Source organism: Pseudomonas sp. LBUM1651, assembly GCF_059716135.1.
In genome coordinates this window covers 1,747,328-1,766,530 of sequence record NZ_CP166805.1, presented here as the reverse complement: position 1 = coordinate 1,766,530, position 19,203 = coordinate 1,747,328, and the positions used below count along the sequence as shown (strand labels likewise).

The 19,203-nt window shown below is 60.4% G+C and carries 18 protein-coding genes and 3 pseudogenes; 12 read left to right on the top strand and 9 right to left on the bottom strand.

The genetic code is table 11. The features are described from left to right. Positions 1 to 2: 2 nt before the first annotated feature. The 8 genes and pseudogenes from gcl to ACA066_RS08145 all read left to right on the top strand — a co-directional run bounded on the left by gcl (position 3) and on the right by ACA066_RS08145 (position 9,628). The gene (gcl, locus tag ACA066_RS08180) at positions 3 to 1,778 is read left to right on the top strand and encodes a glyoxylate carboligase (RefSeq protein WP_497698804.1); all 1,776 of its coding nucleotides are present in this window, start codon (positions 3 to 5) and stop codon (positions 1,776 to 1,778) included. Positions 1,779 to 1,952: 174 nt separating this feature from the next. Continuing rightward, the gene (hyi, locus tag ACA066_RS08175; RefSeq protein WP_497698803.1) at positions 1,953 to 2,735 is read left to right on the top strand and encodes a hydroxypyruvate isomerase; all 783 of its coding nucleotides are present in this window, start codon (positions 1,953 to 1,955) and stop codon (positions 2,733 to 2,735) included. 147 nt (positions 2,736 to 2,882) lie between these two features. Continuing rightward, on the top strand, positions 2,883 to 3,788 hold the full coding sequence (locus tag ACA066_RS08170; RefSeq protein WP_497698802.1) for a 2-hydroxy-3-oxopropionate reductase: 906 nt from the start codon (positions 2,883 to 2,885) through the stop codon (positions 3,786 to 3,788). Positions 3,789 to 3,928: 140 nt separating this feature from the next. Further along, positions 3,929 to 5,209, top strand: a complete 1,281-nt coding sequence (locus ACA066_RS08165; protein WP_497698801.1) for a glycerate kinase type-2 family protein — start codon at positions 3,929 to 3,931, stop codon at positions 5,207 to 5,209. Continuing rightward, positions 5,199 to 6,614, top strand: coding sequence for a pyruvate kinase (gene pyk, locus ACA066_RS08160; protein ID WP_497698800.1), 1,416 nt, complete (start codon positions 5,199 to 5,201; stop codon positions 6,612 to 6,614). The genes ACA066_RS08165 and pyk overlap by 11 nt, the downstream gene beginning before the upstream one ends. A gap of 162 nt (positions 6,615 to 6,776) precedes the next feature. Beyond that, positions 6,777 to 7,690: pseudogene (locus tag ACA066_RS08155) on the top strand (urea transporter). A gap of 21 nt (positions 7,691 to 7,711) precedes the next feature. Next, the gene (locus ACA066_RS08150; protein WP_084320595.1) at positions 7,712 to 8,536 is read left to right on the top strand and encodes an ion transporter; all 825 of its coding nucleotides are present in this window, start codon (positions 7,712 to 7,714) and stop codon (positions 8,534 to 8,536) included. A gap of 93 nt (positions 8,537 to 8,629) precedes the next feature. Further along, complete coding sequence (locus tag ACA066_RS08145; protein ID WP_497698799.1) at positions 8,630 to 9,628, top strand: sulfate ABC transporter substrate-binding protein; 999 nt, start codon at positions 8,630 to 8,632, stop codon at positions 9,626 to 9,628. A 177-nt stretch (positions 9,629 to 9,805) separates the two neighbouring features. Here the strand turns inward: ACA066_RS08145 and ACA066_RS08140 are convergent, their stop codons facing one another. Further along, complete coding sequence (locus ACA066_RS08140) at positions 9,806 to 10,435, bottom strand: hypothetical protein (protein ID WP_497698798.1); 630 nt, start codon at positions 10,433 to 10,435, stop codon at positions 9,806 to 9,808. A gap of 224 nt (positions 10,436 to 10,659) precedes the next feature. On the opposite strand from ACA066_RS08140, the gene ACA066_RS08135 reads away from it, so the two are divergent. Next, positions 10,660 to 11,865 (top strand): MFS transporter, encoded by a 1,206-nt coding sequence (locus ACA066_RS08135; protein ID WP_497698797.1) that lies wholly within the window; start codon positions 10,660 to 10,662, stop codon positions 11,863 to 11,865. An 88-nt stretch (positions 11,866 to 11,953) separates the two neighbouring features. Here the strand turns inward: ACA066_RS08135 and ACA066_RS08130 are convergent, their stop codons facing one another. Next, complete coding sequence (locus ACA066_RS08130; protein ID WP_214381591.1) at positions 11,954 to 12,358, bottom strand: type II toxin-antitoxin system HicB family antitoxin; 405 nt, start codon at positions 12,356 to 12,358, stop codon at positions 11,954 to 11,956. After that, on the bottom strand, positions 12,358 to 12,570 hold the full coding sequence (locus ACA066_RS08125) for a type II toxin-antitoxin system HicA family toxin (RefSeq protein WP_497699829.1): 213 nt from the start codon (positions 12,568 to 12,570) through the stop codon (positions 12,358 to 12,360). The genes ACA066_RS08130 and ACA066_RS08125 overlap by 1 nt, the downstream gene beginning before the upstream one ends. Positions 12,571 to 12,686: 116 nt before the next feature. Between ACA066_RS08125 and ACA066_RS08120 the strand changes: the two are divergent. From ACA066_RS08120 to ACA066_RS08110, 3 genes and pseudogenes are all read left to right on the top strand, one after another. Then, positions 12,687 to 12,806, top strand: a pseudogene (locus ACA066_RS08120) (LysR family transcriptional regulator); the annotation flags it as partial. 89 nt (positions 12,807 to 12,895) lie between these two features. Further along, a complete protein-coding gene (locus ACA066_RS08115) occupies positions 12,896 to 13,363 on the top strand; it encodes a helix-turn-helix domain-containing protein (protein WP_497699828.1) in 468 nt (155 codons plus the stop codon). Next, positions 13,360 to 13,935, top strand: a pseudogene (locus ACA066_RS08110) (VapC50 family PIN domain-containing toxin). Before ACA066_RS08115 ends, ACA066_RS08110 begins: the two are co-directional and overlap by 4 nt. 11 nt (positions 13,936 to 13,946) lie before the next feature. On the opposite strand, the gene phnN reads toward ACA066_RS08110, so the two are convergent. From phnN to ACA066_RS08080, 6 genes are all read right to left on the bottom strand, one after another. Further along, complete coding sequence (gene phnN / locus ACA066_RS08105) at positions 13,947 to 14,513, bottom strand: phosphonate metabolism protein/1,5-bisphosphokinase (PRPP-forming) PhnN (RefSeq protein WP_497698796.1); 567 nt, start codon at positions 14,511 to 14,513, stop codon at positions 13,947 to 13,949. A gap of 83 nt (positions 14,514 to 14,596) precedes the next feature. Further along, on the bottom strand, positions 14,597 to 15,001 hold the full coding sequence (locus ACA066_RS08100) for a hypothetical protein (protein ID WP_497698795.1): 405 nt from the start codon (positions 14,999 to 15,001) through the stop codon (positions 14,597 to 14,599). Positions 15,002 to 15,016: 15 nt separating this feature from the next. Next, entirely contained in the window at positions 15,017 to 16,216 is a 1,200-nt protein-coding gene (gene ccmI / locus ACA066_RS08095) for a c-type cytochrome biogenesis protein CcmI (RefSeq protein WP_497698794.1), read from the bottom strand. Continuing rightward, the gene (locus ACA066_RS08090) at positions 16,209 to 16,682 is read right to left on the bottom strand and encodes a cytochrome c-type biogenesis protein (RefSeq protein WP_497698793.1); all 474 of its coding nucleotides are present in this window, start codon (positions 16,680 to 16,682) and stop codon (positions 16,209 to 16,211) included. The genes ccmI and ACA066_RS08090 overlap by 8 nt, the downstream gene beginning before the upstream one ends. Beyond that, a complete protein-coding gene (locus ACA066_RS08085; RefSeq protein WP_497698792.1) occupies positions 16,679 to 17,215 on the bottom strand; it encodes a DsbE family thiol:disulfide interchange protein in 537 nt (178 codons plus the stop codon). Before ACA066_RS08085 ends, ACA066_RS08090 begins: the two co-directional genes overlap by 4 nt. Next, positions 17,212 to 19,200 carry a heme lyase CcmF/NrfE family subunit gene (locus ACA066_RS08080; RefSeq protein WP_497698791.1) on the bottom strand — a complete coding sequence of 663 codons (1,989 nt, stop codon included), beginning with the start codon at positions 19,198 to 19,200 and terminating at the stop codon, positions 17,212 to 17,214. The genes ACA066_RS08085 and ACA066_RS08080 overlap by 4 nt, the downstream gene beginning before the upstream one ends. Positions 19,201 to 19,203 lie beyond the last annotated feature (3 nt).

The following is a 19,203-nucleotide window of genomic DNA, read 5'->3' as shown; positions in this document are numbered from 1 at the left end:
CAATGAGCAAAATGAGAGCAATCGAAGCCGCCGTTCTGGTGATGCGCCGCGAAGGGGTTGATACCGCTTTTGGCATCCCGGGCGCCGCGATCAACCCGCTGTACAACGCCTTGCAGAAGGTCGGTGGCATCGATCACGTCCTCGCTCGCCACGTTGAAGGCGCCTCGCACATGGCCGAGGGCTACACCCGTACCAAGTCCGGCAACATCGGCGTGTGCATCGGCACCTCCGGCCCGGCCGGTACAGACATGGTCACCGGGCTCTACAGCGCCTCGGCCGACTCGATCCCGATCCTGTGCATCACAGGGCAAGCGCCCCGCGCCCGGATGCACAAGGAAGACTTCCAGGCTGTCGACATCACCAGCATCGTCAAGCCAGTGACCAAGTGGGCAACCACCGTTCTGGAACCGGGCCAAGTGCCTTACGCGTTCCAGAAGGCGTTCTTCGAAATGCGCTCCGGCCGCCCGGGTCCAGTGCTGATCGACCTGCCGTTCGACGTGCAGATGGCCGAAATCGAATTCGACATCGATGCCTACCAGCCGCTGCCATTGGCCAAGCCGAGCGCGACCCGCGTTCAGGTGGAAAAAGCCATGGCGCTGCTCGATCAGGCCGAACGCCCATTGCTGGTAGCCGGTGGCGGCATCATCAACGCCGATGCCAGCGACTTGCTGGTTGAGTTCGCTGAGCTGACCGGTATCCCGGTGATTCCGACCCTGATGGGCTGGGGCACCATTCCCGACGATCACCCGCTGATGGTCGGCATGGTCGGCTTGCAGACCTCGCACCGTTATGGCAACGCCACGATGCTGAAATCCGACGTCGTACTCGGTATCGGTAACCGTTGGGCCAACCGTCATACCGGCTCGGTCGACGTGTACACCGAAGGTCGCAAGTTCATTCACGTCGACATCGAAGGCACTCAAATCGGCCGCGTGTTTACCCCGGACCTGGGCATCGTTTCCGACGCCGCTGCCGCGTTGACCGTGTTTATCGAAGTCGCTCGCGAATGGCAGGCCACCGGCAAACTGAAAAACCGCAGCGCCTGGCTGCAAGACTGCCAGCAGCGTAAAGCCAGCCTGCAGCGCAAGACGCACTTCGACAACGTGCCGGTCAAGCCGCAGCGCGTGTACGAAGAGATGAACCAGGTGTTCGACAAAGACACCTGCTACGTCAGCACCATCGGTCTGTCGCAGATTGCCGGCGCGCAGTTCCTGCACGTCTACAAGCCGCGTCACTGGATCAACTGCGGTCAGGCCGGCCCGTTGGGCTGGACCATTCCGGCAGCGCTGGGTGTGGTCAAGGCCGATCCGACCCGCAAGGTCGTGGCACTGTCGGGCGACTATGATTTCCAGTTCATGATCGAGGAATTGGCGGTGGGCGCGCAGTTCAAGCTGCCGTACATCCACGTTGTGGTGAACAATTCGTACCTGGGGCTGATTCGTCAGGCCCAGCGCGGTTTCGACATGGACTACTGCGTGCAGCTGTCCTTCGACAACCTGAACGCTCCGGAACTCAACGGTTACGGTGTCGATCACGTCGCGGTCGCCGAAGGCCTCGGCTGCAAGGCGCTGCGTGTGTTCGAACCGGGTCAGATCCAGCCTGCCCTGCGCAAGGCTCAGGAACTGATCGAAGAGTTCAAGGTGCCGGTCATCGTCGAGATTATTCTGGAGCGCGTGACCAACATTTCCATGGGCACCGAGATCAACGCCGTCAACGAATTCGAAGACCTGGCGCTGGTCGGCAACGACGCACCGACGGCGATTTCGTTGCTCGATTAACTGCTGATCGCTCACCTTGTGGGAGCGAGCCCGTGTGGCGAGGGAGCTTGCTCCCGCTGGGTCGCGAAGCGGCCCCAAAAACTTTGCGACTGCTTCGCAGCCGAGCGGGAGCAAGCTCCCTCGCCACACAAGCTCGCTCCCACAGGGGGCCTCACACATATACGGGAGACCACCATGCCGCGTTTCGCAGCCAACCTGTCCATGCTGTTCACCGAACAGGATTTTCTCGCCCGTTTCGAAGCGGCCGCCAAGGCCGGCTTCAGTGGTGTCGAATACCTGTTTCCTTACGACTTCAGTTCCGCCGAAATCAAAGCCAGGCTCGACGCCAACGGTCTGACCCAGGTGTTGTTCAACCTGCCGGCCGGTGACTGGGCCAAGGGCGAGCGCGGTATCGCCTGCCTGCCGGACCGGGTCGAAGAGTTCCGCGCCGGGGTCGATCTGGCGATTGCCTACGCACAAGTGCTGGGCAACACCCAGGTCAACTGCCTGGCCGGTATTCGTCCACAAGGCGTCGACGATGCCACCGTGGAAAAAACCTTCGTCGCCAACCTCAAGTACGCGGTCGACAAGCTGCAAGCGGCGGGCATCAAACTGGTGATGGAAGCGATCAACACCCGCGACATCCCGGGTTTCTACCTGAACAACACGGCGCAAGCCCTGTCGATTCGCGAACAGGTCGGCAGCGCCAACCTGTTCCTGCAATACGACATCTACCACATGCAAATCATGGAGGGTGACCTCGCCCGCACCATGGCCGCGCACCTGGGTGAGATCAACCACATCCAGTTGGCCGACAACCCTGGGCGCAACGAACCGGGCACCGGTGAAATCAACTACCGCTTCCTGTTCGAACACCTGGACCGCATCGGTTATCAGGGTTGGGTTGGCTGTGAATACAAGCCGCTGACCACCACTGAAGCGGGGCTGGGCTGGCTCAAAACCCATAACGCGATCTGACGCAATCCCCTGTAGGAGCCGGCTTGCTGGCTCGCCTCACCGCGGTGTCTATGACAGACCGCGTCGCCCGGATCGCCAGCAAGCCGGCTCCTACAAAAGCACTCCCCTATTTGCTTGAAGCAGCAATAAAAACAAGAGGAATTTCTCATGGCTAAAATCGGATTTATCGGCACCGGCATCATGGGCCACCCAATGGCGTTGAACCTGCAGAAAGCCGGTCACAGCCTGTTCCTGTCGGCGCACCACGACGCCGCGCCTGCCGACCTGATTGCCGGTGGCGCCATCGCTCTGGCGAACCCGAAAGAAGTCGCGCAAGAAGCCGAATTCATCATCGTCATGGTCTCGGATACCCCGCAGGTCGATGACGTACTGTTCCGCGCCGACGGTATCGCAGCCGGTGTGGGCAAAGGCAAAATCGTGATCGACATGAGCTCGATCTCGCCCACCGCCACCAAAGCCTTCGCGTCCAAAATCAACGAAAAAGGCGCGCAGTACCTCGACGCACCGGTGTCCGGCGGTGAAGTCGGCGCCAAGGCTGCGACACTGAGCATCATGGTCGGTGGTGACGCCGACGCCTTCGAACGCGCACTGCCGCTGTTTCAGGCCATGGGCAAAAACATCACCCTGGTCGGTGGCAATGGCGACGGGCAAACCGCGAAAGTGGCGAACCAGATCATCGTCGCGCTGAACATCCAGGCCGTCGCCGAAGCCTTGCTGTTCGCCTCGAAAAACGGCGCGGACCCGGCCAAGGTGCGTGAAGCGCTGATGGGTGGTTTTGCTTCGTCGAAGATCCTCGAAGTGCACGGCGAGCGCATGATCAAAGGCACCTTCGACCCGGGCTTCCGCATCAGCCTGCACCAGAAGGACCTGAACCTGGCCCTGCAAGGCGCCAGGGAGCTGAACATCAACCTGCCAAACACCGCCAACGCCCAGCAAGTGTTCAGCACCTGCGCGGCCATCGGTGGCAGCAACTGGGATCACTCAGCGCTGATCAAGGGCCTGGAGCACATGGCGAATTTCTCGATTCGCGATAAGAACCAAGTCTCTGCCTGAACCTGTGGGAGCTAGCCTGCTAGCGATGAAATCGACGCGGTGTGTCTGATAGACCTCAGCGCCAGAATCGCTAGCAGGCTAGCTCCCACAAGGATCCGGGTTGCTCCACATTTCAATAACAAGAATTCCGGGAGCCCGCCATGTCGGTCGATCCGCAACAATTCCTGCGCGAGCTGTTTGCAACAGCCATCGACGCGGCCCATCCGCAGCACGTCCTAGAAGCCCATTTGCCCACCGATCGCAGCGGTCGGGTGATCGTCATCGGTGCCGGCAAAGCCGCAGCCGCCATGGCCCAGGTGGTCGAGCGCTGCTGGCAGGGTGAAGTGTCCGGTCTGGTGGTGACGCGTTACGGTCACGGCGCCCCGTGCGAAAAAATCGAAGTGGTCGAAGCTGCGCACCCGGTGCCGGATGCTGCCGGTCTGGCCGTCGCCAAACGTGTACTGGAACTGGTCAGCAACCTGACCGAAGACGACCGCGTGATCTTCCTGCTCTCCGGCGGTGGCTCGGCATTGCTGGCCCTGCCCGCTGCCGGCATCACCCTCGCCGACAAGCAATCGATCAACAAAGCCCTGCTCAAATCCGGCGCGACCATCGGCGAGATGAACTGCGTACGCAAACACCTCTCGGCGATCAAGGGCGGCCGCCTCGGCAAAGCCTGCTGGCCGGCCACTGTTTATACCTATGCGATTTCCGATGTGCCGGGCGACCTCGCCACGGTCATCGCTTCCGGCCCCACCGTGGCCGACCCGAGCACCTCCGCCGAAGCGCTGGCGATCCTCAAGCGCTATGGCATCGACGTCCCGGCGTCCGTACGCAACTGGCTGCAAAGCCCGGAATCGGAGACGGTCAAACCCGGCGATCCGAGCCTGGCGCGCAGTCATTTCCAATTGATCGCCCGTCCACAACAGTCGCTTGAAGCGGCCGCAGTGAAAGCGCGTCAGGCCGGCTTCAGCCCATTGATCCTCGGCGATCTGGAAGGCGAATCCCGCGAAGTCGCCAAGGTTCACGCCGGCATCGCGCGGCAAGTGGTCTTGCATGGCCAGCCATTGCCGGCGCCGTGCGTGATTCTGTCGGGCGGCGAAACCACGGTCACCGTGCGCGGCAATGGCCGGGGCGGACGTAACGCCGAATTCCTGCTCAGCCTGACCGACAGCCTTAAAGGCCTGCCCGGCGTCTACGCGCTGGCCGGCGACACCGATGGCATCGACGGTTCCGAAGACAATGCCGGCGCGATCATGACTCCGGACAGCTACGCCCACGCCGCCGCCCTCGGCCTGAGCGCCAGCGATGAACTCGACAACAACAATGGCTACGGCTATTTCGCGGCGCTGGACGCACTGATCGTCACCGAGCCGACCCGCACCAACGTCAACGACTTCCGCGCCATTCTGATTCTCGAGAGCCCTAAACATGACGCCTGATAAAAAGGTCAAAATCCTCGCCACCCTCGGCCCGGCCACCGACGGCCTCGAAGACATCCGCGAGCTGGTACAGGCCGGGGTCAACATCTTCCGCCTGAACTTCAGCCACGGTGATCACGCCGACCACGCCCAGCGCTATCAGTGGATTCGTGAAGTCGAGCGTCAGCTGAATTACCCCCTGGGCATTCTGATGGACCTGCAAGGCCCGAAACTGCGGGTCGGCAAGTTCGCCGAAGGCAAGGTGCAACTGCATCGCGGTCAAGCGCTGCGCCTGGACCTGGACCCGACGCCGGGCGACCAACGCCGGGTCAACCTGCCGCACCCGGAGATCATCGCCGCGCTGGAGCCGGGCATGGACCTGCTGCTGGACGACGGCAAACTGCGTCTGCGGGTGGTCACCAAGTACGCCGACGCCATCGACACCACGGTGCTCAATGGCGGGGAGTTGTCGGATCGCAAAGGGGTGAACGTCCCACAAGCCGTGCTGGAACTGAGCCCGCTGACCGCCAAGGATCGTCGTGACTTGAGTTTTGGTCTGGAACTGGGTGTGGACTGGGTCGCGCTGTCGTTCGTGCAGCGCCCGGAAGACATTCGCGAAGCCCGTGAACTGATCGGTGACAAAGCGTTTTTGATGGCCAAGATCGAGAAGCCGTCGGCGGTCACTCAGTTGCGGGAAATCGCTGAACTGAGCGACGCGATCATGGTTGCCCGTGGCGACCTCGGCGTCGAAGTACCGGCCGAAAGCGTGCCGCAGATTCAGAAAAACATCATCAGCATCTGCCGCGAGCTGGGCAAACCGGTGGTGGTGGCGACGCAGATGCTCGAGTCGATGCGCTTCTCCCCGGCCCCGACCCGTGCCGAAGTCACCGACGTGGCCAACGCCGTGGCCGAAGGTGCGGATGCGGTGATGCTGTCGGCGGAAACCGCATCCGGCGAGTACCCGATGGAAGCCGTGCAGATGATGAGCAAAATCATCCGCCAGGTGGAAAACGGCCCGGACTATCAGGCGCAACTGGATGTCAGCCGACCGAAGGCTGAGGCGACGGTTTCCGATGCGCTCAGCTGCGCGATTCGTCGCATCAGCAACGTGCTGCCGGTGGCGGTGCTGGTGAATTACAGCGAATCGGGTGCGTCGAGTCTGCGTGCGGCGCGGGAACGGCCGACCGTGCCGATTCTGAACCTGACGCCGAACTTGCAGACGGCTCGCCGCTTGACGGTCGCGTGGGGTGTGCACTCGGTGGTGAATGATCGACTGCGACAGGTGGATGAGGTGTGTTCGACGGCGCTGGAGATTGCGCAGGCGCAGGGCATGGCGCAACGCGGAGACACTTTATTGATTACTGCGGGGGTGCCGTTTGGGCAGCCTGGGTCGACTAACTCGTTGCGTATCGAGACGTTGATCTAGAGCGCCCATACCGGCCTCATCGCCAGCAGGCTGGCACCCACATTGGTTTTGTGTCGATCACGGAATCAAGACTGAACTGAGATTCAGTGTGGGAGCCAGCCTGCTGGCTATCAGCCGGGGTCGCGCTCGACCGACTCGCTCCCTTTGACTTTCAGAACTGCCATGCCTGCCAACCACTTCAACACCCACTGCCCCGATTGGGCGACTGCCCTGCTCAACGGCTTCAGTCAGATTTTCCTCCTGCGCCATCCGCTGTGCGGTCTGCTGTGCCTGTTGGCGATCCTTTTTACCGCGCCAACCCTGCTTGGCGGTGCCCTGCTGGGCGGCCTCGCCGGATTGCTCACCGCGCAACGTCGCAACTACGCCAAGGCCGACCGTCAGGCCGGGCTGTTCAGTTACAACGGTGTTCTGCTCGGCTGCTGCTGAGCCTGTATTTCCCCTGGTCGGCGCTGCTGCCGCCGCTGATCATTGCCGCTGGCGGACTGAGTGCCATGCTCACCCAGCAATGGTTGAAACGCGCCCGCGACCATCATTGCCTGCCCGCCTACACCGCGCCCTTCGTCGGCATGAGCTGGTTGCTGCTGTCGTTTGCCGGACCGCAACACCCCGCGCCGCTGATCGAAATGCACACGCTCAACCTGTTCGCCGCTCCGCTCAAGGGGCTCGGTCAGGTGATGTTTCTCGGTCATCCGCTGGCGGGTGCACTGATCGCCGCCGGCTTGCTGATCGCCGACCGTCGCGCGTTTTTGTGGGCATTGCTGGGCTCTGTTGCCGGACTCGGGTTCGCCTTGCTGCATCACGAAACGTCAACCGCGCTGCTGGGGCTGGGCGGTTACAACGCCGTGCTCGCCGCCCTCGCCTTCAGCGGACAACGCCGCCGGCCCTGGTTGCCACTGCTGGGCATTGCCCTTGCCGTATTGCTCACACCGGGGTTCGCCGCGCTCGGCCTGGCCACGCTGACCGCGCCGTTCATCCTCGCCTGCTGGCTGATCCGCGCCGGCATTCGCGTGCTGCGCCAGGCCGCCGTCGACAGTGCGCCTTGCGCTACCGGGGAGAATCACCCTAGGCTTCGCTGATTCTCGATTCAGGCGTTTCCCATGGACAGCAGCAAAAACTGGCGTGAAGACCTTTACGTCATGGTTTTCCAGAGCGACACCAAGGCCGGCCGGCGCTTCGACGGCATTCTGTTGTTGATCATTCTCGCCAGCATTGTGATCGTGATGCTCGACAGCATCGACACAATCCACAAGAACTACGCCAACGTGCTGGCATACATCGAGTGGGGCTTCACCGTCATCTTCGCCATCGAATATGGCCTGCGGCTTTACTGCTCGCCAAAGCCATTGCGTTACGCGTTCAGCTTTTACGGCCTGGTGGATTTGCTGGCGATCGTGCCGGGCATCCTGGCGCTGTATTACGCCGATGCGCAGTATTTGCTGATTATCCGGATCATTCGGATGCTGCGGATTTTCCGCGTGCTCAAGCTCAGTCCTTATCTGAAACAAGCCAATTATCTGATGTCGGCGCTGCGCGGCAGCAAGCAGAAGATCGTGGTGTTTCTGGTCAGCGTCTGCACATTGGTGACAGTGTTCGGCACGCTGATGTACGTGATCGAAGGTCCGGAGCACGGCTTCACCAGCATTCCGAAAGGTATCTACTGGGCTATCGTGACGCTGACTACCGTAGGCTTTGGCGACATCGTGCCCAAGACACCGCTGGGTCAGGTGATTTCGTCGCTGGTGATGATCACCGGTTACTCGATCATCGCGGTGCCGACGGGGATTTTCACCGCAGAGCTGGCCAACGCCATGCGCGGCGAACAGTTGCAACATGACTGCCCGGTGTGCAAGAAAAACAGCCACGAGCATGGCGCTGCATTTTGCTCGCGGTGTGGCAATGCTCTGTTCAAGAAACTGGAATAAGCAAAGTGCTTTTTAATCTTTAAAGGACTATGCGAGCGCAGTTATAGTCGCTGGCAAAATGCCTCACTTTTAAATTAGAACAAGGAATGCGCAGTGAAAAAACTCTTTGGCGCCTCACTTCTGGCCGCTGGCCTGGCACTGACCAGCATGGCTCAGGCTGCACCAACCCTGCTCAACGTTTCCTACGACGTGATGCGAGATTTCTACAAGGACTACAACACTGCGTTTCAGAAACACTGGCAAGCGGAGCACAACGAAAACATCACCCTGCAGATGTCCTTCGGCGGTTCCAGCAAACAGGCGCGTTCCGTGATCGACGGCCTGCCGGCTGACGTCATCACCATGAACATGGCCACCGACATCAACGCTCTGGCGGACAACGGCAAACTGGTCCCGGACAACTGGGTCACCCGCCTGCCGAACAACAGCGCGCCGTTCACCTCGGCAACGGTGTTCATCGTGCGCAAAGGCAACCCGAAAGCCCTGAAAGACTGGCCGGATCTGCTCAAGGACGGCGTGCAAGTAATCGTGCCAAACCCGAAAACCTCCGGCAACGGCCGCTACACCTATCTGTCGGCCTGGGGTTATGTGCTGAAGAACGGCGGTGACGAGAACAAGGCCAAAGCCTTCGTCGGCAAACTGTTCAAACAAGCGCCAGTGCTCGATACCGGTGGCCGTGCCGCCACCACCACGTTCATGACCAATCAGATCGGCGACGTGCTGGTGACCTTCGAAAACGAAGCGGAAATGATTGCCCGCGAGTTTGGCCGTGACCAGTTCGAAGTCATCTACCCAAGCGTTTCCGCCGAAGCCGAGCCGCCAGTGTCTGTGGTCGACAAAGTGGTCGAGAAGAAAGGCACCCGCGCCGCCGCCGAGGAATACCTGAAGTACCTGTGGTCGCCGGAAGGTCAGGAAATTGCCGCCGCCAACTACCTGCGCCCGCGTGATCCGGCGGTACTGGCCAAGTACACCGATCGCTTCCCGAAAGTGGATTTCCTGTCGGTGGAGAAGACCTTTGGTGACTGGCGCGCAGTGCAGAAGACTCACTTCAATGATGGCGGGATTTTTGATCAGATTTACAGCGGTCAGTAATTCCTGAGCGCAATGAAAAGGCGACCTGCAAAGGTCGCCTTTTTTTTACTGAAAAAACACCGAGAACCTGTAGGAGCTGAGCTTGCTCGCGATAGCGGTCTGTCTCTCACATGAATGTTGAATGTTCTACCGCCATCGCGAGCAAGCTCAGCTCCTACAGTCGTCTCGCGAGCGCAGTTACATGGGTGGGGTCACGCCATCCTTGCCGGCCGAAATCGACTGCGCCGTCAGCGTCCCGTCGGCACTCTGCGTCACGAACGTCACGATCTTCACGCCCACTTTCAGCAAGCTGCGATCCCCTGGCACCAGGTTCACAATCGGCACATCCTCCGGCACCAGAATCTTCTGCTGCCCCCCCTTGTAGTTGACGGTCAGCACACGACCATTGCTCACCACCAGATCGCCGACGCTGCCATTGGTCATGCTGCTGCCCTTGACCAGATCAAAGGGCCGATGGCCGTCGCCGCTGCCGGCCAGCTCCGGTGGGAAGACATGGACTTCCAGGGCTTTCAACGAACCGTCTTCCTGCGCAATGGCCGCCGAGCCGATGTAACTGCCCGGTTTGATGTCTTCGATATTGGCCAGGGTGACGGCGCGGATCTTGGTGTCCTTGGTCAGATTGATGACCACGTTCTCGCCACTGTTGACGTGAACTTTCAAGATGTCGGGACTCACCCCGGTGATCTCGCCGCGCACGCCGATGCGCATCCCCGGCGCGTCAGCCGCCTGAGCGAAACCTGCCGTGAACAAGCCAATCAAGCTGATAACTGAAGCACCGCGAATCAGGTGACGGAATATCGCGTTCATGAAAGTGCCTTCCGGTATGAATCGTGAAGAGAGAACATAAGCACGCTATCGAACAAGATGTAAGTGAATGTATCATCGGACCTCGAAATTCTCGCGCGCACGATTCACCGGCACGGCGTCACTCATTCCGCAAAGGAATGATTACTATCACTCCAATCCCACTTCCGCCGTTCCGGCCGGCAGCTTAGCCTGCGCGCATTCCATTTTGCTCAGCGAGACACGTTATGAACCCAGCGAATCAGGCGCCCCAAGGCGCCGCGACAATGACCAAAGGCATGGTGCTGCTGTTCGCCTTTTGCTGCGGCGCCATTGTTGCCAACATTTACTACGCCCAGCCGATCATCGGCTTGATCGCGCCGGACATTGGCCTGACTAGCACCATGGCCAGCCTGATCGTTTCTCTGACCCAGATTGGTTACGCACTGGGCCTGTTCTTCCTGGTGCCGCTGGGCGATCTGCTGGAAAACCGCCGGCTGATGATCATCACCACGGTGGTGGCGATCGCCAGTCTGTTGGGCGCAGCGTTTACCGATCAACCCAACGTGTTTCTGTTGATCTCGCTGCTGGTAGGTTTCAGCTCGGTGTCGGTGCAGATCCTGATTCCACTGGCCGCGCACCTGGCGCCGGAGGAGACCCGCGGCCGGGTGGTCGGCGGAATCATGGGCGGCTTGCTGCTGGGGATTCTGTTGGCGCGGCCGGTGTCCAGCGTTGTGGCTGATCACTTCGGCTGGCGTGCGATGTTCGTGATCGCAGCCGTGTTGATGGCGGCGATCAGCATCGTGCTGGCCGTGACGATTCCCAAGCGCCAGCCGGATCACAGCGCCTCTTATGGCCAATTGCTGGGCTCGTTGTGGACGCTGTTGCGCCAACAACCGGTACTGCGTCAGCGCGCGTTTTACCAGGGTTGCATGTTCGCCACGTTCAGCCTGTTCTGGACAGCCGTGCCGCTGGAACTGGCACGCAATCACGGCCTGTCGCAAACCCAGATAGCGATCTTCGCCCTGGTTGGAGCCATCGGTGCGATCGCCGCGCCGATCGCCGGTCGACTGGCGGACGCCGGCCACACCCGCACCGCTTCGCTGTTGGCCCTGCTGTTCGCCAGCCTGAGCTTCCTGCCAGCGTTCATCCATCCGGCCTACAGCGTCATTGGCCTCGCCGTCACCGGCGTGGTGCTCGACTTCTGCGTACAAATGAACATGGTCCTTGGCCAACGCGCGGTCTACGCCCTCGACGCCAAAAGCCGCAGCCGCCTGAATGCGCTGTACATGACCAGCATTTTCATCGGCGGCGCGTTTGGCTCCTCGGTGGCCAGTGCGGTGTATGAGCACGGCGGCTGGTTGTGGATCGTGATCGTGGGCAGCGCGTTTCCGTTGTTGGCGTTGTTGCGGTTTTTGAGTGTTTCCAAAGAACCTTCTCTGGCAACGGCGTAAGGCTTTTCGCGAGCAGGCTCGCTCCCACAGGATTTGCAGGAACCTGTGGGAGCGAGTCTGCTCGCGATATCGACGGCAATGACACGACTCAATGCCGAACCAGCTTCTCCATCGCCGCATCTGCCAGAAAGGATGAGCGGCTTTTGACATTGTGCTCGCGCACATACCGGTCAATCCGCTGAATCACATAGCCGGGCAACGTGACATTGACCTTCTCGGTCTTGCCCATGTACGGCGCGATGTCCAGCTCCAGCATTCCCCATCCCATGTCGGCAAAGTCCGGGTTGCCACGATGGACGGCTGCCGAAGAAGGCATCGGAATCGCTTCCCCGTCAGCCGCTATTTCCTGAAGCATGATGTGGGCAATCTCGATCGCCGCGTTATAGGCGTCTTCAAACGTATCCCCGGCCGTTACGGCGCCCGGAATATCGGGGATCTGAATACCGATGGCGGTGTTCTCGTCGCCCCACTCGATACAGATTGGATATTGCATTATGGATCTCCTGCGTAACTGGCTGGCGGGGAGTAAAGCCCGGCGCGCCTCCTGATGCTTTTAACCGTCCCGATCGGTAAATCCTTTTTCGGGTGAGGGACGGGAATCGTGTACGGGTTGTATCGGTGGGTGAAGAGATGATGGCTGCCGGTAATCCGATCCAGCGTCCAGCCCGCCTCCTCCAGCTCCTTGATCAATAACCTGCTTTGCACCACCAGCCTCCTTGCTCCGGCCCAGACAAAAGTAACTCTAGAGTTATCTTTACTCAAGCACAAAAATCCCGATTACGACGTTCGGTTGTTTTACCAAGTGTGATTGCAGCCAAGGAGTGATGAAGGAGTGGTCTCTGCCGAATCAGGACCTGCGGGCGGTGTTTCCTACCGGGCGGATGGGCAGCGCAAAGGCTCGGGTGTTTGTGGAGTATGTGCGGGGGTTGTTGGTGAAAGAAGCCTTGCGTTTCGATTATTTCGTTTGTTGCGATTTTCGATTAATTCGAATAGCCTCCCAGCTTCGATTATTCAGAATATTGGAAACGCCCTGCCGCCTGTCATCCACCCACCGATCACCTTGCCTATGGAAAGCGAGGTTCAAGCCGCCATCGAAGGCCAGCGCGCTTTAGCGGCGTATCTTGCGACTCGATTCGAAACCCAGCACATCCAGATTTTTGATGAGCGAAACGAAGCTCATTCTGTCGAACTGCCCACCTCGGCACTTCGGTTACTGGTCGATATCCTGGCTGAGCTCGCGGCAGGCAACGCCGTCAAGGTGGTCCCGATTCACGCTGAACTCACTACCCAGGAAGCAGCGGACTTGCTCAACGTCTCACGTCCGCACCTGATCAAACTGCTTGAATCCGGCGACTTGTCCTACCACAAAACCGGCAAGCACCGACGTGTGCGCTTTGCCGATTTGATGGACTATAAAACCCGGCGCAACATTGACAGCGAGCAAGCAATGAAGCTTCTCGCCGAGCAGGCACAAGCGTTAAGGACAGGATACGAGTGAGGCACTCCTCTTTTACTGCTGTATATGACGCATGTGTGCTTTACCCCGCTCCCTTGAGAGATTTTCTGATGTGGCTCGCGCTCTCGGGACTATTCAGAGCGAAATGGTCTCAGGAGATACACAACGAATGAAAACGAAATCTGCTCAAGAACCGTCCGGATCTGACCGCAGGACAACTGAATCGCACGTCTGAATTGATGGATCAGGCTTTGCCCGACGCGTGCGTGACGGGTCACGAGAATTTGATAGAAGGATTAACGTTGCCCGATATCGACGATCGCCATGTGCTGGCTGCAGCCATTCGCTGTAACGCGAGCGTCATCGTCACCTTCAATCAGAAAGACTTCCCCTGCACAGCGCTCGAACCTTTCGGTATCGAAGCACAGCATCCTGACGAGTTCGTCGGCAATCTCTTCGATCTGGACTCGTCTGCAGTAATCATGGCTGCATATAGCCAACGGCAGCAGCTAAAAATGCCACCGCTGGATGTCGACAGCTATCTCAATCTTCTGTCCCGACAAGGCCTGACAAACTCGACCAAGGCATTGATTCAGTATCAGGCCATGCTCTGAATACCGTTCAATCAGACGCTCGGGCCGGTCTCGTCCATGCAAGCCAGCAGGCGCTCGACGGTGTGCTCCAGCGGTCCTGAGTTGTCGAGCACATGCACGCTCGGGTCCTCAGCCAACAGGCGCTCACTGAAACGGGCATTACGCGCCAGCCGCTGATTGATCTCGGCTTCTGACTCACGCCCGCGCTCAAGCAGGCGCTGGCGCAACACCGCCTGGTCCACGGTCAGCAACACCACCAACACGCCCGGATAACGTTCACGGGCTTGCGCCAGATGCCCGCGTGAACCGTTGACCAGTACGTCGTCCCCCGCCGCCAGCCACTCGTCGATTTCACGCGGGATGCCATAAGCCAGGCCATTGGCCTGCCAGCTCAGGGCAAATGCTCCCTGAGCCTGCATCTCGGCGAACTGCTGCTCGCTGACGCCCAGCGCCGCTTCCCCGACCGCTTCCGCCGAGCGTGTGATGACTCGCCGCACGATACGACAGCCGCGTTCGGCCAACCGCGTTCGCGCAGCATCCAGCAGGCTGTCCTTGCCCGAACCTGAAGGCCCGATGAGATAGATCAACCTGCCTGACATCAAAACATCCTCTTCGCTTGTCGCCGTACTTGCTGGAACACAGCGCCCACAAAAAAGGCGACCCCTGAAAGTCGCCTTTTGCGTTACTGCCCGAATTGCCGTCCCAGCCCACCCGGCACGCCATGGATATCCGTCTCTTCCCAAGGCCCGTTCGGACTGATCGCTCGGCTCCAGCCATTGTTCCAACGGTAATACGTGCGCTGGCGGTAGAAGGTATTGGTCTGGTCATCGAGCACATAAACGCCGAGCTTGGGATCCCAATGGCTGTTGCCACCCGGCGGCGGCGCGAAGCTGGCGGAGGTACGCGGCAGCGGTTTGGCGGGCTTGGCCGGAATGCTCGGCTTTCCCGGAGTGGGTGTCGTCGAAGGCGTGGGACGGGGCTGCGAGGGTGGAATCGGTGGCAACGGCGTCGGCTCCGGCCGCTGGACCGCACACGCGCTTAACCCCAAAACCAGACTGAGCAGGGTGATACGAGCGATAGCGGTCATAGTTGCGTTTTCCTGTTATTTGTCCGGGCTGTCGATTGTCAGTTTTTGCGGCGTGGTGGTGCTGCTGGCCAGCGGCTGGCTGCGACCGATCCATTCCCCGGCAGTCGGCTGACCCGCACGAGAGATGCGCGCAACCAGTTGGACTTCAGGGAAGTTCGACAGTTTCAACTGCGGCATCATTGCGTCGGCATCGCCCAATTCGACAGTCGCCGGCAAGTCAGCCACGGTCAGGCGTTTGGCGGCCAGTGGCGCCGGCGGGCCATTGGTGGCGCGAGCGAAGATGAACACGCTGTCACCCGGCTGAACCTTGGTCTTGAGCGCTGGCGCCAGATCGACGCTGACTTTGAGCAGCGCCGACTTGACCGCAGGCGCCTGGGCGACCTTGCCGCCGCCGGCTTCGAGTTTTTCAGTGGCGCGGGCAATACCGCCTTGCAGCGCGGCCCGGGAGTTGTCGTCCGGCGGCAGTTGCGCCAGCAGGCGATTCCAGTAGTCGATGGCATCCTGATAACGCGCGCTCTCAAACGCGGCGATGCCAAGCAGGCCAAGGCTGGTAACTTCCTTCGGATCGGCTTTCAATGCTTCGTCGGTCAACGCTTGAACCTTGTCCGACCACTTCTTGCCGTCGGCGAAGTACTGAGCCTGCGCCCATTGCCCCAACAATTCCGGCTGACGACCGGCCAGGTTCACCGTGCGTTCGAAGATCTTCGCCGCATCGCCAGGACGATCCTGCGCCATGTAGGTCCGACCCAGGAAGTACAGGCCTTCTGCTGAATCCGGTTGAGCCGCGACGGCGCGTTCCAGGCGACGGGTCATCTCTTCCATCGACTGCGGCGCCTGAGAGAATTCGCGGGTCAGTTCGACCTTGTCGCTCGCCCCGAAATGCAGGTAGAGCCCAAGCCCCAACACCGGCACCAGAATCGCCGCCAGCAAGGGCAACGGTTTGCCCAGGCGCGCCACGCGCGGTGCCTCGACGCCTTCAGTGTCGGCGAGCAGTTCACGGGCTGCTTCGGCGCGACCGGTTTCCAGTTGCGCAGCGTTGAGCACGCCCTCTTCCTGCTCGGTTTGCAACTCAGCCACGCGCTCCTGATACAGCGCGACGTTCAGGGCAGTACGATCCTCTTCCAGCTGAGCGCGACGACCACGCAGAACGGGGATCAGCAGAAAACTCAGGGCAACCAGAAGCAGCAGACCTGCAGCGAGCCAGAAATCAATCATTCTTGGTTTTATCCAACAGGTGGTCGAGGCGCTCGCGCTCCTCGGCAGAAAGCGCGTCCGGGCTGTCGGTGCGTTGCACGCGACGACGGCGGACGATCACGGCGATGATCACAAAACCACCCAGCAACAGGCCGGCCGGGCCGAACCAGAGCAAGGCAGTCTTGGCGTTCAGAGCGGGTTTGTAGCGGACGAAATCACCATAGCGGTCGACCATGAAGTCGATGATCTGCTGATTGTCCTTGCCCTCGCCCAACATGCGAAAAATCTCTTTGCGCAGGTCGGCGGCGATCGGCGCGTTGGAATCGGCGATGTCCTGATTCTGGCACTTGGGGCAACGCAGCTCTTTGGTCAGCTCGCGAAAACGCTCGCGATCACCTTCTTTGGCGAACTCGTAGGTGTCGATGGCGGCGTGTGCGACGCCGGCCATGCTCAAGCCCAGTACAACAGCGGCTATCCAGCGCTTCATGGCTTGGCCTCGTCCACCAGCGCCTGATACTTGGCCGCCAGTTTTTCGCGCCAGACCTGTTCGTCGATCACGCCGACGAACTTGTCGCGGATGATGCCCTTGGCATCGATGAAGAAGGTTTCCGGAGCGCCATAAACTCCAAGGTTCAAGCCCAACGTACCTTCGTCGTCACGGATGTCCAGTTGATACGGATTGTGGAATTCCGTCAGCCACTTCAAGGCGTCTGCGTTGACGTCCTTGTAGTTGATGCCGTAGATCACCACGCCCTTCTCCGCCAGTTTGTTCAGCACCGGGTGCTCAACCCGGCAGGAAATGCACCAGGTGCCCCATACGTTGACCAGTGCCGGCTTACCGAGAATGTCAGCCTTGGTCAGAGTCTTGTCGCCCTGCACTGCAGGCAGGGAAAACTCCGGGAACGGCTTGCCGATCATTGCCGAAGGCAGCTCGGCGGGGTCCAGGTACAACCCGCGATAAAGGAACACAGCCACGACCAGAAAAATCACCAGTGGCAACAGCATCAACCAACGTCTCATGCAGTCGCTCCCGACATGCCCAGTGCTTCACGCACGCGGCTTTTTACCTTGACCCGATAACGACGATCCAGCGCCGCCAGCAACCCACCCAAACCGGTGAGCAGTCCACCGAACCAGATCCAGCGCACGAACGGTTTGACGTGCACGCGTACAGCCCAGGCACCATCGCCCAGCGGTTCGCCGAGTGCGACGTAGAGGTCACGGGTAAAACCGGCGTCGATCCCGGCTTCGGTCATCACCGAGTTCTGCACGGTGTACAGACGTTTTTCCGGGTGCAGCACGCTGATTTCCTTGCCGTCGCGGATGACCCGCACGGTGCCCTTGTCGGAGGTGAAGTTCGGGCCTTCGAAGTGCTTGGCGCCTTCGAACACGAACTGGTAGCCGCCCAGGTCCATGGATTCGCCCGGCGCCAGGCGTAGGTCGCGTTCGGCACTGTTCTGGCTCGACAGCACGACACCGAGTGCACACACGGCGATGCCCAAATGCGCAACTTGCATGCCCCAATAGCTACGGGTCAGGGTCGGCAGGCCTTTGATCAAGCCTTTGTGGCGCGTCTTGTCGAAAATGTCACGCACGCCGGCCAGCAATACCCAGGCCGCGAGCATGAAGGTCGCGATCACCGCCCAGTTGAAATCGCCGTAAGCGACACCGGCCATCACGGCCAACGCGGCGCTGCCGAGCAGCACCGGGGTCAACATGCTCATCAGCCATTTGACCGGGGTGTCTTTCCAGCGCACCAGCATGCCGACGGCCATTACCACCATCAGCAACGCCATCAACGGAATGAACAGCGCGTTGAAGTATGGCGGGCCGACCGACAGCTTGGCGCCGGTCATCGCATCGAGGATCAGCGGATACAAGGTGCCGAGCAGGATCATCGAAGCCGCCACCACCAGCACCAGGTTGTTACCCAGCAACAGGGTTTCCCGGGACCAGAGGTTGAAGCCGACATGGCTTTTCACCACCGGCGCGCGCAGGGCAAACAACGTCAGCGAACCGCCGACCACGAACAGCAGGAAGATCAGGATGAACACGCCGCGCTCAGGATCGGAGGCAAAGGCGTGAACCGAGGTCAACACGCCGGAACGCACGAGGAACGTCCCGAGCAAGCTCAGCGAGAACGCAGCAATGGCCAGCAACACGGTCCAGCTCTTGAACACGCCACGTTTTTCCGTGACCGCCAACGAGTGAATCAACGCGGTGCCCACCAGCCATGGCATGAACGAGGCGTTTTCCACCGGGTCCCAGAACCACCAGCCGCCCCAGCCGAGTTCGTAGTAAGCCCACCACGAACCGAGGGTGATGCCGATGCCGAGGAAGGCCCAGGCGACGATGGTCCATGGACGCGACCAGCGCGCCCACGCCGCATCAAGACGGCCGCCGAGCAATGCGGCAATGGCAAACGCGAACGCCACGGAGAATCCGACATACCCCATGTACAGCATCGGTGGGTGAACGATCAGGCCGATGTCTTGCAGCAACGGATTGAGGTCGCGACCGTCCGCTGGAATTTGCGGCAGGATGCGGGCGAACGGGTTCGAGGTGAGGATCAGGAACAGCAGGAAACCGGTGCTGATCATGCCCATCACCGCCAGCACCCTCGCCAGCATGACTTGCGGCAACTGGCGGGAGAACACCGACACCGCGAATGTCCAGCCGCCGAGGATCAACGCCCACAGCAGCAACGAACCTTCGTGCGCGCCCCACACGGCGCTGAACTTGTAGTACCACGGCAATGCGCTGTTGGAGTTGCTGGCGACGTAGGCAACGGAGAAGTCGTCGGCCATGAATGCGTAGGTCAGGCAACCGAAGGCGAACAACAGAAAGGCAAACTGGCCCCAGGCGGCGGGCTGAGCCAGGCTCATCCACAAGCGGTCGCCGCGCCAGGCACCCAGCAACGGCACCACGGCTTGAACCAGCGCGAAACACAGCGCCAGAATCATCGCCAGGTGGCCCAATTCAGGGATAAAGATTCCGGATGTCATCAA

Bases quoted from the DNA above. Each gene is read 5' to 3' on its own strand.
- gcl (WP_497698804.1), top strand. From the start codon at position 3: ATGAGCAAAATGAGAGCAATCGAAGCCGCCGTTCTGGTGATGCGCCGC.
- hyi (WP_497698803.1), top strand. From the start codon at position 1,953: ATGCCGCGTTTCGCAGCCAACCTGTCCATGCTGTTCACCGAACAGGAT.
- ACA066_RS08170 (WP_497698802.1), top strand. From the start codon at position 2,883: ATGGCTAAAATCGGATTTATCGGCACCGGCATCATGGGCCACCCAATG.
- ACA066_RS08165 (WP_497698801.1), top strand. From the start codon at position 3,929: ATGTCGGTCGATCCGCAACAATTCCTGCGCGAGCTGTTTGCAACAGCC.
- pyk (WP_497698800.1), top strand. From the start codon at position 5,199: ATGACGCCTGATAAAAAGGTCAAAATCCTCGCCACCCTCGGCCCGGCC.
- ACA066_RS08150 (WP_084320595.1), top strand. From the start codon at position 7,712: ATGGACAGCAGCAAAAACTGGCGTGAAGACCTTTACGTCATGGTTTTC.
- ACA066_RS08140 (WP_497698798.1), bottom strand. From the start codon at position 10,435: ATGAACGCGATATTCCGTCACCTGATTCGCGGTGCTTCAGTTATCAGC.
- ACA066_RS08135 (WP_497698797.1), top strand. From the start codon at position 10,660: ATGAACCCAGCGAATCAGGCGCCCCAAGGCGCCGCGACAATGACCAAA.
- ACA066_RS08130 (WP_214381591.1), bottom strand. From the start codon at position 12,358: ATGCAATATCCAATCTGTATCGAGTGGGGCGACGAGAACACCGCCATC.
- phnN (WP_497698796.1), bottom strand. From the start codon at position 14,513: ATGTCAGGCAGGTTGATCTATCTCATCGGGCCTTCAGGTTCGGGCAAG.
- ACA066_RS08100 (WP_497698795.1), bottom strand. From the start codon at position 15,001: ATGACCGCTATCGCTCGTATCACCCTGCTCAGTCTGGTTTTGGGGTTA.
- ccmI (WP_497698794.1), bottom strand. From the start codon at position 16,216: ATGATTGATTTCTGGCTCGCTGCAGGTCTGCTGCTTCTGGTTGCCCTG.
- ACA066_RS08090 (WP_497698793.1), bottom strand. From the start codon at position 16,682: ATGAAGCGCTGGATAGCCGCTGTTGTACTGGGCTTGAGCATGGCCGGC.
- ACA066_RS08085 (WP_497698792.1), bottom strand. From the start codon at position 17,215: ATGAGACGTTGGTTGATGCTGTTGCCACTGGTGATTTTTCTGGTCGTG.
- ACA066_RS08080 (WP_497698791.1), bottom strand. From the start codon at position 19,200: ATGACATCCGGAATCTTTATCCCTGAATTGGGCCACCTGGCGATGATT.